Here is a 13981-nt window from a genome sequence, read left to right on the forward strand (position 1 = left end):
CGGTCAGGCCATTTCTGCGGTGGTCTCGAACTCGAAGGTCAGCTCGCCATCCTTGATGTCGATGTGCACCACACCGCCATGTTCGGCCAGTTCGCCAAAGAGTATCTCCTCCGCCAGCGGACGCTTGATCTTGTCCTGGATCAGGCGCGCCATAGGACGAGCGCCCATGGTCACATCGTAACCACCAGCCGCCAGCCAGCTGCGGGCCGCATCGGTGACTTCCAGCTGAACGCGCTTGTCCTCCAGCTGCGCCTGCAGTTCGGTAAGGAACTTGTCCACCACGCTCTTGATGACCTCATGACTGAGGCGACCAAACTGGATAATGGTGTCCAGACGGTTACGGAATTCCGGCGTGAAGCTCTTCTTGATCACTTCCATGGCATCGGAAGAGTGATCCTGATGAGTGAACCCGATGGAAGCCCGCGCCGCGGTCTCTGCACCTGCGTTGGTGGTCATGATCACGATCACGTTGCGGAAATCCGCCTTGCGCCCGTTGTTATCGGTCAAGGTACCGTGGTCCATCACCTGCAGCAGCAGGTTGAAGACTTCCGGGTGGGCCTTTTCGATTTCATCGAGCAGCAATACGCAATGAGGCTGCTTGGTAATCGCTTCGGTCAGCAAACCGCCCTGGTCGAAACCGACATAACCCGGAGGCGCACCGATCAGACGCGATACGGTGTGACGCTCCATGTACTCGGACATGTCGAAACGCACCAGTTCGATACCCAGCGCCTTGGCCAACTGCCGTGCAGCCTCGGTCTTACCGACACCGGTAGGCCCGGCGAACAGGAACGAACCGACAGGCTTGTCCGGCGACTTCAGGCCGGCACGGGACAGCTTGATCGCGGTCGACAGCGAGTCGATCGCCGCATCCTGGCCGAACACCGTCAGCTTCAGGTCGCGCTCGAGGTTACGCAGCAGCTCCTTGTCGGAACTGGTGACGTGTTTCGGCGGAATCCGCGCGATTTTCGCCACGATATCCTCGACCTGAGCAACCTCTATGCGTTTTACGCGCTTGTCGACAGGCTGCAGACGCTGATAGGCGCCCGCCTCGTCGATCACGTCGATCGCCTTGTCGGGCATATGCCGGTCATTGATATAACGCGACGCCAGTTCGGCGGCGGCGCGCAATGCCTCATCGCTGTACTCGATGCTGTGGTGCAGCTCGAAACGCCCCTTGAGGCCGCGCAGAATACCGATGGTGTCCTCTACCGAAGGCTCGGACACATCGACCTTCTGGAAACGGCGAGCCAAGGCCCGGTCCTTCTCGAAAATTCCACGGAACTCCTGGAAGGTGGTCGAACCGATGCAACGGATGTCGCCCGAGGAAAGCAGCGGCTTGAGCAGGTTCGAGGCATCCATCACCCCACCGGACGCCGCCCCGGCGCCAATGATGGTATGAATCTCGTCGATGAACAGGATCGCCTGCGGACGTTTCTTCAACTCGCCCAGCAACGCCTTGAAGCGCTTCTCGAAATCGCCGCGGTATTTGGTACCCGCCAGCAACGCGCCGAGATCCAGGGAGTACACCACGCTACTGGCCAACAGATCAGGCACCTGACTGTCGACGATGCGCTTGGCCAGACCTTCGGCGATGGCCGTTTTACCGACCCCGGCCTCGCCCACCAGCAGCGGGTTGTTCTTGCGCCGACGCGCAAGAATCTGCGCCACACGCTCGACTTCCTGCTCACGACCGACCAACGGGTCGATACGCCCCTGGCGCGCCAGCTCATTGAGATTGCTGGCATAAGCATCCAGCGGATTACCTGAAGAGGAAGACTCACCGCCTTCATCGTCCTGCATATCCTGCTCACCTTCGGAATGATCGCCATGCCCCGGCACTTTGGAGATGCCATGGGCGATGTAGTTGACGACATCGATGCGGGCAACGCTCTGCTGTTTCAGCAGGAACACCGCCTGACTCTCTTGCTCACTGAAGATCGCAACCAGCACATTGGCGCCGGTCACTTCGCGCTTGCCCGAGCTCTGCACATGAAAGACAGCACGTTGCAGCACACGCTGGAAGCCCAGGGTTGGCTGGGTTTCGCGATCCTCGTCGTGCACAGGAATCAGCGGCGTGGTGGAGTCAATGAACTCCTGCAGGTCGTGCTTGAGTTTGTCGAGGTTTGCTCCGCAGGCACGCAAAACGGTGGCGGCGGCCTCATTATCCAAAAGAGCCAACAAGAGGTGCTCGACGGTCATGAACTCATGACGCTTCGAACGAGCCTCTTTGAAGGCGAGATTGAGGGTGACTTCGAGCTCGCGGTTTAACATAGCTTCACCTCATACCCAAGTGGTCGGCGTTAACCGTCCTTCTCGATTTCACAGAGTAGCGGATGCTGGCTTTCCCTGGCGTACTGGTTGACCTGCATGGCCTTGGTCTCGGCGATGTCGCGGGTAAACAATCCACATACTGCCCGTCCTTCTGTGTGAACGGCCAGCATTACCTTGGTCGCCAGCTCGCGATTCAGGTTAAAAAACACCTCGAGCACTTCGACGACGAAATCCATCGGTGTGTAGTCATCATTGAACAAAACCACCTTGTACATCGGCGGAGCCTGCAACGTCGGCTTAGCTTCCTGTACAGCCAAGCCAGCGGAATCGTCGTCTTGGAAATCCGGGCGATCCTGATTGAATGTTAGTCGAATCTGGCTGATTGCATGCATGGAAAGAAAGGTTCGTTAGTTGAGCAAATACAGTGGTGGGGGCACTCCAGGGGGATTTCAACTCCGACCGCCGGGTCACCTTGACTATCGGCAAAACGGTGTTACAACCAATAGAGCCCACATTGGGTAATAAAGGTCCGTACCGTCAATCCTATATTTTCGGATTCCGGTACGGATGAACTGGATGATACTCCAGTGATGGAGTCTGTTGCAGAGGGATATGAGCATGGCAAGCGGCAAGGTCAAGTGGTTCAACAACGCCAAGGGTTATGGCTTCATTAATGAGGAGGGTAAAAGCGACGACCTTTTCGCCCACTACTCGGCCATCGAGATGGAAGGCTACAAAACCTTGAAAGCCGGCCAGGCCGTGAGCTTTGAGATCACTCAAGGACCCAAGGGCCTGCACGCCGTGAAAATCCAATCCATCAAGACCCAGAACACCCCCGCCGCAGCCCCCTCCTACCAGGAAACGGCCCTGAGCTGAAAATCTTCAGCATCCAGTCATAAAAAACAGTCATAAAAAAACGGCCGGCTCAATCGATTGAGCCGGCCGTTTCATTTGGAGCGTGTCAATTTACATGTGAGAGATCAGCGCATCGCCGAACGCCGAAGACGACAACAGCGTGGCGCCTTCCATCAGGCGCTCGAAGTCGTAGGTCACGGTCTTGGCACCAATGGCGCCGTTGGTGCCCTTGATGATCAGGTCGGCCGCTTCGGTCCAGCCCATGTGACGCAGCATCATTTCCGCGGACAGGATCAGCGAACCCGGGTTCACCTGGTCCTTACCCGCGTACTTCGGCGCCGTACCGTGGGTCGCCTCGAACATGGCCACGGTGTCGGACAGGTTGGCGCCCGGAGCGATGCCGATCCCGCCCACTTCAGCCGCCAGTGCGTCGGACAGGTAGTCACCGTTCAGGTTGAGGGTCGCGATCACGTCATATTCGGCCGGACGCAGCAGGATCTGCTGGAGCATCGCATCGGCGATGGCGTCCTTGACGATCACGTTCTTGCCGGTTTTCGGGTTCTTGAACTGCATCCACGGGCCGCCATCGAGCAGCGTCGCGCCAAATTCTTCCGCCGCCACCTCATAGGCCCACTCCTTGAAGGCACCTTCGGTGAACTTCATGATGTTGCCTTTATGCACGATGGTCAGCGAATCGCGGTCGTTGTCGACCACATATTGCAGCGCTTTGCGCGCCAGACGCTTGGTGCCCTGCAGGGAAACCGGCTTGACGCCGATACCGCAGTTTTCGTCGAAACGGATCTTGGTGACGCCCATTTCTTCTTTGAGGAACTTGATGACCTTGGTGGCTTCGGCGGAGCCGGCCCTCCATTCGATACCGGCGTAAATGTCTTCCGAGTTCTCACGGAAAATGGTCATGTCGACATCGCCAGGCTTCTTCACCGGGCTCGGCACGCCTTCGAACCAGCGCACCGGGCGCAGGCACACATACAGGTCAAGCTGCTGACGCAGGGCCACGTTCAGGGAACGGATACCGCCACCTACCGGAGTGGTCAGCGGACCCTTGATGGAAACCACGTAATCCTTGACTGCGTCCAGGGTTTCCTGAGGGAGCCAGGTGTCCTGGTCGTACACTTGAGTTGCTTTCTCGCCGGCATAGACTTCCATCCAGGAGATTTTGCGCTCGCCGCCGTAGGCCTTCTTAACAGCAGCATCGACAACCTTGATCATGACCGGGCTGATATCAACGCCAATACCATCGCCTTCGATGAAAGGGATAATCGGGTTGTTAGGAACATTGAGAGAATGGTCTGCGTTGACGGTGATTTTGTCGCCGACTGCTGGAACCTGAATCTTCTTGTATCCCATGCTGAACTCCGTTGTGTGGATTGAACATCTGGCTGCGTTCGAGCGTACCCCAGTTGAATCTGGACGGGAACCTCATGTTCCGCTCATATGCCGTGAAGGCTGCGCAGTTCGTGGCCTACAAGCCTGAAAGCAAAGGGAAAAGCGCCAAACTTGAGCACTGCGGAGGACTCTACGCCGCCACCCCGCCTGCGACCTTTAGACCAATGGACGAGATCGGTTGCATATGAACCGTCGGCGTTTTGCCAGCTACCTATGTATAATGCCGCCGCTGACCACAGAGTCACGACGGCTGAGCGCTCTGCTACTGGAAAAAAGGAGCCGAGACTTTCCGCCCAAAGCCGGGTTGTTACCGCAGCCCACCCGCTTGACGCTCGACTGATGCACCCAACATCACCGCGAAGAAACCTCGACATTCGGTTCACGGATGACTTTGAACGAACGCGCTTACCCGGCGCCCCCTCGAGTTTCTGCGCACGCTTTAGCAAAGAAGAGAGTTAATCCGAATATGCCCACCCGCTCGAAGATCATCTATACCTTCACCGACGAAGCCCCCGCCCTCGCCACCTACTCGCTGCTCCCTATCGTCGAAGCCTTCACCGCTTCCGCTGATATTGCCGTGGAAACCCGCGACATCTCTCTCGCAGGGCGTATTCTTGCCAGCTTCCCGGAGCTGCTGGGCGACAAAGCCGTACCGGACCACCTGGCCGAGCTGGGCGACCTGGCCGTAACGCCTGAAGCCAACATCATCAAGCTGCCGAACATCAGTGCTTCGGCACCGCAGCTTCAGGCCGCGATCAAAGAACTGCAAGCCAAGGGCTACGCCCTGCCGGACTACCCGGAAACCGTGACCAGCGACGCCGACAAAGACACCAAGGCGCGCTACGACAAGGTCAAGGGCAGCGCCGTGAACCCGGTCCTGCGTGAAGGCAACTCCGACCGCCGCGCTCCGCTTTCGGTCAAGAACTACGCGCGCAAGCACCCGCACAAAATGGGCGCCTGGGCCAAAGACTCCAAGTCCCACGTTGCTCACATGAGCCAGGGCGATTTCTACGGCAGCGAAAAAGCCGCCCTGATCGACGCCCAGGACACTGTGAAGATCGAGCTGATCGCTCAAGACGGTAGCGCTACCGTCCTGAAGGAAAAAACCGCCGTACAAGCCGGCGAGATCCTCGATTGCGCAGTCATGAGCAAGAAGGCCCTGCGGGCTTTCGTTGCCGCCGAGATCGAAGACGCCAAGAAGCAAGGCGTACTGCTGTCGGTGCACCTGAAAGCCACCATGATGAAGGTTTCCGACCCGATCATGTTCGGCCAGATCGTTGCCGAGTTCTATCAGGACGCCCTGAGCAAGCACGCCGACGTGCTGAGCCAGATCGGCTTCAACCTGAACAACGGCATCGGCGACCTGTACGCCCGCATCAAGGCCCTGCCCGCGGAGCAGCAAGCGCAGATCGAAGCCGACATCCAGGCCGTCTACGCCGTGCGCCCTGCCCTGGCCATGGTCAACTCCGACAAAGGCATCACCAACCTGCACGTGCCGAGCGACGTGATCGTCGACGCCTCGATGCCAGCCATGATCCGTGACTCCGGCAAAATGTGGGGCACCGACGGCCAGTTGCACGACACCAAGGCGCTGATTCCGGATCGCTGCTACGCCACCATCTACCAGGCCGTGATCGAAGACTGCAAGGCCAATGGCGCCTTCGACCCGACCACCATGGGCAGCGTGCCGAACGTTGGCCTGATGGCGAAGAAAGCCGAAGAGTACGGCTCCCACGACAAGACCTTCCAGATCAAGGCTGACGGCGTCGTTCGCGTCACCGACAGCAAGGGCAACCTGCTGCTGGAACAGGCCGTCGAAGCCGGCGACATCTTCCGCATGTGCCAGACCAAGGACGCGCCGATCCAGGACTGGGTCAAACTGGCCGTCAACCGCGCTCGCGCCAGCAGCACGCCAGCGATTTTCTGGCTGGACCCGATGCGTGCCCACGACGGCGTGATGATCGAGAAGGTCCAGGCTTACCTGAAGGATCACGACACCGCCGGCCTGGACATCCGCGTGATGTCGCCAGTCGATGCCATGAAGTTCACCCTGGCCCGCACCCGCGAAGGCAAGGACACCATCTCCGTCACCGGCAACGTGCTGCGCGACTACCTGACCGACCTGTTCCCGATCATGGAACTGGGCACCAGCGCCAAGATGCTGTCGATCGTGCCGCTGATGAACGGTGGCGGCCTGTTCGAAACCGGCGCCGGCGGTTCGGCTCCGAAGCACGTGCAGCAGCTGCTGGAAGAAAACTTCCTGCGCTGGGATTCCCTGGGTGAGTTCCTGGCCTTGGCCGCTTCCCTGGAGCACCTGGGCAACACCTACAACAATCCGAAAGCGCTGGTACTGGCCAAGACCCTCGACCAGGCAACCGGTCAGTTCCTCGACAACAACAAGTCACCATCGCGCAAGGTCGGCAACATCGACAACCGCGGCAGCCACTTCTACCTGGCGCTGTACTGGGCCCAGGCCCTGGCCGCCCAGACTGAAGATACCGCCCTGCAAGCGCAGTTCAGCACCCTGGCCAAGACCCTGACCGAGAACGAAGCGACCATCGTCGCCGAACTCAACGGCGTTCAAGGCAAGCCAGTGGACATCGGCGGCTACTACAGCGCCAACCCTGAGCTGGTGAGCAAGGCCATGCGCCCAAGCGCCACCCTCAACGCGTCTATCGCTGCGCTGGCTTAAGCAACACCGCTGTCATACAAACCCCGGCCAGGTGCCGGGGTTTGTGCTTTTTGGACAACACCTGTAGGACTGGCGTTCGCCTTATGATGTCCACCCACTCAAGACGGAGCTTTATATATGGAATGGCAACCCCACATCACCGTCGCCACCATCGTTGAGGATCAGGGACGCTTCCTGTTCGTCGAGGAGTTCCAGGGCGAGCAGGCGGTGCTCAACCAGCCCGCCGGGCACCTGGACCCGGACGAAAGCCTGCTCCAGGCGGCCATTCGCGAAACCCTGGAAGAAACCGGCTGGGACATCGAGCTGACCGGCGTGGTCGGCATCTACCTGTACACCGCCCCCAGCAATGGCGTGACCTACCAACGCGTCTGCTTTGCCGGCAAACCGCTCAGGCACCATCCCGACTATCAATTGGACGACGGCATCATCGGCCCGCGCTGGCTGAGCCGCGACGAACTGCTGGCCTTGCGCCCGCAATGGCGCAGCGAGCTGATTATCCGCTGCGTCGACGACTATCTGGCCGGCCAACTGCACAGCCTCGAGCTGATCCGTCCGTCGCTTTAACCGCAGTTTTAGCCTTGCAGGCCTCAGCCTGTTAGAATCGCGTCCTTTTTCAAGACACCCGTTGAATTCCTATGCGTGATCCAGCCCCTTCTGACACCCAAAAGAAGCGCGTCATCGTCGGCATGTCCGGCGGCGTGGACTCTTCCGTTTCCGCCCTCCTGCTGATGGAGCAGGGTTACCAGGTGGAAGGCCTGTTCATGAAGAACTGGGAGGAAGACGACGGAACCGAGTACTGCACCGCCATGGACGACCTCGCGGACGCCCAGGCCGTGTGCGACAAGATCGGTATCAAGCTGCACACCGCCAACTTCGCCGCCGAGTACTGGGACAATGTGTTCGAGCACTTCCTGGCCGAATACAAGGCCGGCCGCACGCCGAACCCGGACATCCTGTGCAACCGTGAAATCAAGTTCAAGGCGTTCCTCGACTACGCCATGATGCTCGGCGCCGACCTGATCGCCACCGGCCACTATGTGCGCCGCCGCGACATCGATGGGCGCACCGAACTGCTCAAGGGCCTGGATCCGAACAAGGACCAGAGTTACTTCCTGCACGCCGTCGGCGGCGAACAGATCGCCAAGACCCTATTTCCGGTAGGCGAGCTGGAAAAGCCCGAAGTCCGCGCGATCGCCGAGAAACACGACCTGGCCACCGCCAAGAAGAAGGACTCCACCGGTATCTGCTTTATTGGTGAACGACGCTTCAGCGACTTCCTCAAGCAATACCTGCCGGCCCAGCCCGGCGAGATCAAGACCACCGAAGGTGAAGTGATCGGCCGCCACCACGGCCTGATGTACCACACCATCGGCCAGCGCCAGGGCCTGGGCATCGGCGGCCTCAAGGACGCCGGCGATGAGCCGTGGTACGTGCTGATCAAGGATCTGGAGCACAACGAGCTGATCGTTGGCCAGGGCAACGATCACCCGTGGCTGTTCTCCCGCGCCCTGCTCGCCTCCGACATCTATTGGGTCAACCCGATCGACCTGAGCCAACCGCGCCGCCTCACCGCGAAAGTGCGCTACCGCCAGAGCGACCAGCCTTGCACCCTGGAAAAGACCGCCAGCGGCTACCGCGCCACCTTCGATGACCCGCAACGCGCGGTCACCCCCGGCCAATCCGTAGTCTTCTATGACGGCGAAATCTGCCTGGGCGGCGGCGTGATCGAAGTCGCAGAGCCCTGGAGCAGCAAGGCATGAGCCCGACCCAGGAGCAACTGACGGCATTGGGCGGCGTGTTTCTCGCCGCCGTGCTGGTGGACAAGATCGCCAAGACCGGCCAGGTCACCGAAGCAGCCTTGAGCTGCATGCTTGGCAGCCTGCTGATCCGCGATCCGAAAGACACCCTGGAAGTCTACGGTGGCGACGACATCAACCTGCGTGAAGGTTATCGCGCCCTGATCGGCGCCCTGGAACGTGACCCCAGCACCCTGCAGCGCGAGCCATTGCGCTACGCCCTGTCGATGCTCGGCCTGGAGCGCCAGCTGGCCAAGCGCGACGACCTGCTGGAAATCATCGGCAAGCGCCTGCCGCAGATTCAGTCCCAGGTCGAACATTTCGGCCCGGCCCACGAAAACGTGGTTGCCGCTTGCGGCTCGCTGTACCAGGACACCCTGAGCACCTTGCGCCAGCGGATCCAGGTGCATGGCGACATGCGCAACCTGCAGCAGCCGAGCAATGCCTCGAAGATCCGCGCCCTGCTGCTGGCCGGCATCCGTTCGGCGCGGCTGTGGCGCCAGCTGGGCGGCCACCGCTGGCAGCTGGTGATCAGCCGCCGCAAACTGCTCAAAGAGCTTTATCCGCTGATGCGCAGCAGCTGAACTGCGCCCGCAAGACCTTTTGTAGTCAGTAACGCGTAAGACGCTGGTCAGTTGGCAACGGACCGGCGGATATTTTCATGTATGATACGCGCCCCATTTCGTTGCCCGACTGTCCGAGAACACCCCATGCAGCTCTCTTCGCTCACTGCGGTTTCCCCTGTTGACGGCCGCTACGCCGGCAAAACCCAGGCCCTGCGCCCCATTTTCAGCGAATACGGCCTGATCCGTGCTCGCGTCCTGGTCGAAGTGCGCTGGCTCCAGCGCCTGGCCGCCCATTCCGCCATCAGCGAAGTGCCGGCGTTCTCCGCCGAAGCCAACGCCGTGCTGAACACCCTGGCGGAAAACTTCTCTCTGGAGCACGCCGAGCGTGTCAAAGAGATCGAACGCACTACCAACCACGACGTCAAGGCCATCGAGTACCTGCTCAAGGAACAGGCCGCCAAGCTGCCTGAACTGGCCAACGTCAGCGAATTCATCCACTTCGCCTGCACTAGCGAGGACATCAACAACCTGTCCCACGCCCTGATGCTGCGCGAAGGCCGCGACGAAGTGATGCTGCCGCTGATGCGCCAGACCGCCGGGGCTATCCGCGAACTGGCACTGCGCTTCGCCGACGTGCCGATGCTGTCGCGCACCCACGGCCAGCCGGCCTCGCCGACCACCCTGGGCAAAGAACTGGCGAACGTGGTGTACCGCCTGGAGCGCCAGATCGCTCAGGTCGCCGCCGTGCCACTGCTGGGCAAGATCAACGGTGCCGTGGGCAACTACAACGCACACCTGTCGGCCTACCCGGAAATCGACTGGGAAGCCAACGCCCGCGCCTTCATCGAAGACGAGCTGGGCCTGAGCTTCAACCCGTACACCACGCAGATCGAGCCGCACGACTACATCGCCGAGCTGTTCGACGCCATCGCGCGCTTCAACACCATCCTGATCGACTTCGATCGCGATATCTGGGGTTACATCTCCCTGGGCTACTTCAAGCAGCGCACCATCGCCGGCGAAATCGGTTCCTCGACCATGCCGCACAAGGTCAACCCGATCGACTTCGAAAACTCCGAAGGCAACCTGGGTATCGCCAACGCGCTGTTCCAGCACCTGGCGAGCAAACTGCCGATCTCCCGCTGGCAGCGCGACCTGACCGACTCCACCGTCCTGCGTAACCTGGGCGTCGGTTTCGCCCACAGCGTGATCGCTTACGAGGCCAGCCTCAAAGGCATCAGCAAGCTGGAGCTCAACGCCCAGAAAATCGCCGAAGACCTGGATGCCTGCTGGGAAGTCCTGGCCGAGCCGATCCAGACCGTGATGCGCCGCTACAACATCGAAAACCCGTACGAAAAACTCAAGGAACTGACGCGCGGCAAGGGCATCAGCCCTGAAGCACTGCAGACCTTCATCGACGCGTTGGAAATGCCTGAAGCCGCCAAGGCCGAGCTGAAAAAGCTTACCCCGGCCAGCTACATCGGCAATGCCGCGGCGCAAGCCAAACGCATCTGATCGATGGCAAGACCTTTGACGCCCGGCAGCGCCGGGCGTTTTTATTCCCGTATGAAAAGTGCATTTTTTCAATAGGTTACACATGAATCCTGATATTCCTCTTCAACTTCTGGGCGGCATCAGCGCACGGGAATTCCTGCGTGACTACTGGCAGAAAAAGCCCCTGCTGATCCGTCAGGCCCTGCCCGACTTCGAAAGCCCGATCGACGCCGACGAACTGGCCGGCCTGGCGCTGGAAGAAGAGGTCGAATCGCGCCTGGTCATCGAGCATGGCGAACGCCCTTGGGAACTCCGTCGCGGCCCGTTCGCCGAAGACGAGTTCAGCAAGCTGCCGGAGCGTGACTGGACCCTACTGGTCCAGGCCGTCGACCAGTTCGTGCCGGAAGTCGCCGAACTGCTGGAGCATTTCCGTTTCCTGCCGAGCTGGCGCATCGACGATGTGATGATCAGCTTCGCCGCTCCCGGCGGTAACGTCGGCCCGCACTTCGATAACTACGATGTGTTCCTGCTGCAAGGCCACGGCAAGCGCAACTGGAAGATCGGCCAGATGTGCGACGCAGAGAGCCCGCTGCTGCAGCACGCGGACCTGCGCATCCTCGCCGAGTTCGAAGAAACCGAAAGCTGGGTCCTGGAGCCCGGCGACATGCTTTACCTGCCACCGCGCCTGGCCCACTACGGCGTCGCGGTGAACGACTGCATGACCTACTCGGTGGGCTTCCGCGCCCCGAGCGCCGCCGAAGTGCTGACCCACTTCACCGACTTCCTCAGCCAGTACCTGCCGGATGAAGAGCGCTATACCGACGCCGACGTGCAACCTGTCAGCGATCCGCACCAGATCCAGCACGACGCCCTCGATCGCCTCAAGGGCCTGCTGGCCGAGCACATGAGCGACGAGCGCATGCTGCTGACCTGGTTCGGCCAGTTCATGACCGAGCCGCGCTACCCGGAACTGGTGGTCGGCCCCGAGCTGGAAGAAGAAGACCTGCTCGGCAGCCTCAAGCAGGGCGCCATCCTGATCCGCAACCCGAGCGCGCGCCTGGCCTGGTCCGAAGTCGACGACGACCTGCTGCTGTTCGCCAGCGGCCAGAGCCGCTACCTGCCGGGCAAGCTGCGCGAACTGCTGAAGATGATTTGCGCCGCCGACGCGCTGCACCTCGACAACCTCGGCCCATGGCTGGCGGACGACGATGGACGCAGCCTGCTGTGCGAACTGGTCAAGCAAGGAAGCCTGGGATTTGCCGATGAATAAGATTCGCGTACGTGTCGCAGACTGGCAAAAGGATAACGCCGAGATCCGGCGCATTCGTGAAGCGGTGTTCATCATCGAGCAATCCGTCCCCCCTGAACTGGAGTGGGACGCCGACGACGACAGCGCGGTGCATTTCCTCGCGCTCGAAGGCGACTTTCCGATCGGCACCGCACGCCTGCTGCCCGATGGGCAGATCGGCCGGGTATCGGTGCTCAAGGACTGGCGCGGCCTGAAGGTCGGCGATGCGCTGATGCAGGCAGTGATCGGCGAAGCCGAGAAACGTGGCCTCAAGCAGCTGATGCTCAGCGCCCAGGTCCAGGCTACCGCCTTCTATGAGCGCCTGGGTTTCAGCATCGTCAGCGAGGAATTCCTGGAAGCGGGCATTCCTCACGTCGACATGGTTCGCGGCAACGCCTGAGCAAGCCCCGCGCAGCAGCGAACCTGCTGACGATGTCCTGCCAAGCGTCACAAAACGCCCCGGCCTCCCCGGATCCAGCAAGCTAAGCTGGCTCCAGGGAGGCTGGGGCGTTTTGCCATCGGCGATTCAACTTGCCCCACCGCGGGCCGACAAACTGTCAAACTCAAGGCTTCCACCCCTAGCGGAGATAACGGACATGTCCTTACGCACCCTGCTCACGACGCTGCTGCTGACTGCAAGCTTTTCAGTCACAGCCGCGACCGAGATCGTGCCCCTGAACAACCGCACCAGCGCCGACCTGCTGCCCGTCGCACAGAACTTCCTCGGCAAGGAAGGCCAGGTCAGCGCCTACGGCAACCAGCTGATCGTCAATGCGGAACCTGAGAAGATCGAGGAACTGCGCGCCTTCATCACGCAACTGGATACCGCCGCCAAACGCCTGCTGATTACGGTCGACACCAACGAAAACAACACCCAGAACAACCAGGGTTATTCGCTCAACGGCGCGCCGCAAACCCGCATCATCAGCCGCAGCACCGTCAGCCGCGATGGCGGCATCCAGCAGATCCAGGCCAGCGAAGGCATACCGGCCCTGATCCAGGTCGGCCAGAGCGTGCCGCTGACCACCACCCAGACCGATCCTTACGGCCGCCTGCAGAACCAGACCCAGTATCGCAACGTCACCCAGGGTTTCTACGTCACGGCCAGCGTCACCGGCGAAACCGTCCACCTGAGCATCAGTACCAACCGTGACCGCATGAGCCAGGAACGTCCCGATGTAGTGAATGTGCAAAGTACCGACACAACTGTCAGCGGCCGTCTTGGCGAGTGGATCACCCTGGCCGGCGTCAATCGCCAGAACCAGGCCGACAAACAGGCTACAACCCGCAGCTACTCGACTCAGGGCCGGGATGACATGACCTTGCGAGTGAAAGTCGACGCCTTGGACTAAAGCACCGGAAACTGACTGATTAGTCGTATTAGACCAAAGATGTAGTGGTGAAAAAAAAGCACTACAAAACGTTTGACGAGGCAAAAAACCGAAGGCATGATGGCCTCGCTCCCGCTAATCAGGGGCCCTGGCAAGGGCCTTCGGATCGCTGCTCTAACCTACCCACCTGAGCCGATTCGTGTCTGTACCGCCCACAAGGTGTGTTTGACGAGATTGCGACTGGAACGAGGTTGTCCCGAGGGACGGAAGCTAATTAG

The 13981-nt window shown here is 60.5% G+C and carries 12 protein-coding genes; 9 read left to right on the forward strand and 3 right to left on the reverse strand.

From position 1 onward, the window contains the following. Positions 1–3 precede the first annotated feature (3 nt). Both clpA and clpS read right to left on the reverse strand, forming a co-directional pair. On the reverse strand, positions 4–2274 hold the full coding sequence (clpA, locus tag AC07Y9_RS05975; protein WP_007929214.1) for an ATP-dependent Clp protease ATP-binding subunit ClpA: 2271 nt from the start codon (positions 2272–2274) through the stop codon (positions 4–6). 29 nt (positions 2275–2303) lie between these two features. Further along, positions 2304–2666 (reverse strand): ATP-dependent Clp protease adapter ClpS, encoded by a 363-nt coding sequence (gene clpS / locus AC07Y9_RS05980; RefSeq protein ID WP_009044582.1) that lies wholly within the window; start codon positions 2664–2666, stop codon positions 2304–2306. 226 nt (positions 2667–2892) lie between these two features. On the opposite strand from clpS, the gene cspD reads away from it, so the two are divergent. Next, positions 2893–3150 (forward strand): cold shock domain-containing protein CspD, encoded by a 258-nt coding sequence (cspD, locus tag AC07Y9_RS05985; protein ID WP_009044583.1) that lies wholly within the window; start codon positions 2893–2895, stop codon positions 3148–3150. 90 nt (positions 3151–3240) lie between these two features. On the opposite strand, the gene icd is transcribed toward cspD, so the two are convergent. Further along, complete coding sequence (icd, locus tag AC07Y9_RS05990) at positions 3241–4497, reverse strand: NADP-dependent isocitrate dehydrogenase (protein ID WP_102679836.1); 1257 nt, start codon at positions 4495–4497, stop codon at positions 3241–3243. Between the two features lie 505 nt (positions 4498–5002). On the opposite strand from icd, the gene AC07Y9_RS05995 reads away from it, so the two are divergent. From AC07Y9_RS05995 to AC07Y9_RS06030, 8 genes are all read left to right on the forward strand, one after another. Beyond that, positions 5003–7228 (forward strand): NADP-dependent isocitrate dehydrogenase, encoded by a 2226-nt coding sequence (locus AC07Y9_RS05995; RefSeq protein WP_102679837.1) that lies wholly within the window; start codon positions 5003–5005, stop codon positions 7226–7228. 117 nt (positions 7229–7345) lie between these two features. Beyond that, the gene (locus tag AC07Y9_RS06000; protein WP_007929196.1) at positions 7346–7792 is read left to right on the forward strand and encodes an NUDIX hydrolase; all 447 of its coding nucleotides are present in this window, start codon (positions 7346–7348) and stop codon (positions 7790–7792) included. A 71-nt stretch (positions 7793–7863) separates the two neighbouring features. Further along, on the forward strand, positions 7864–8988 hold the full coding sequence (gene mnmA / locus AC07Y9_RS06005; RefSeq protein ID WP_009044586.1) for a tRNA 2-thiouridine(34) synthase MnmA: 1125 nt from the start codon (positions 7864–7866) through the stop codon (positions 8986–8988). After that, on the forward strand, positions 8985–9608 hold the full coding sequence (gene hflD / locus AC07Y9_RS06010) for a high frequency lysogenization protein HflD (protein ID WP_007929193.1): 624 nt from the start codon (positions 8985–8987) through the stop codon (positions 9606–9608). The genes mnmA and hflD overlap by 4 nt, the downstream gene beginning before the upstream one ends. Before the next feature lie 126 nt (positions 9609–9734). Beyond that, positions 9735–11105, forward strand: a complete 1371-nt coding sequence (purB, locus tag AC07Y9_RS06015; RefSeq protein ID WP_007929192.1) for an adenylosuccinate lyase — start codon at positions 9735–9737, stop codon at positions 11103–11105. Between the two features lie 82 nt (positions 11106–11187). Next, positions 11188–12354: a ribosomal protein uL16 3-hydroxylase gene (locus tag AC07Y9_RS06020; protein ID WP_102679838.1), complete on the forward strand. Its 1167-nt coding sequence runs from the start codon at positions 11188–11190 to the stop codon at positions 12352–12354. Beyond that, entirely contained in the window at positions 12347–12772 is a 426-nt protein-coding gene (locus AC07Y9_RS06025) for a GNAT family N-acetyltransferase (protein ID WP_007929190.1), read from the forward strand. Before AC07Y9_RS06020 ends, AC07Y9_RS06025 begins: the two co-directional genes overlap by 8 nt. Before the next feature lie 196 nt (positions 12773–12968). Beyond that, entirely contained in the window at positions 12969–13724 is a 756-nt protein-coding gene (locus AC07Y9_RS06030) for a secretin N-terminal domain-containing protein (protein ID WP_102679839.1), read from the forward strand. Positions 13725–13981 lie beyond the last annotated feature (257 nt).

The organism is Pseudomonas sp. GW456-L12, from assembly GCF_059424045.1.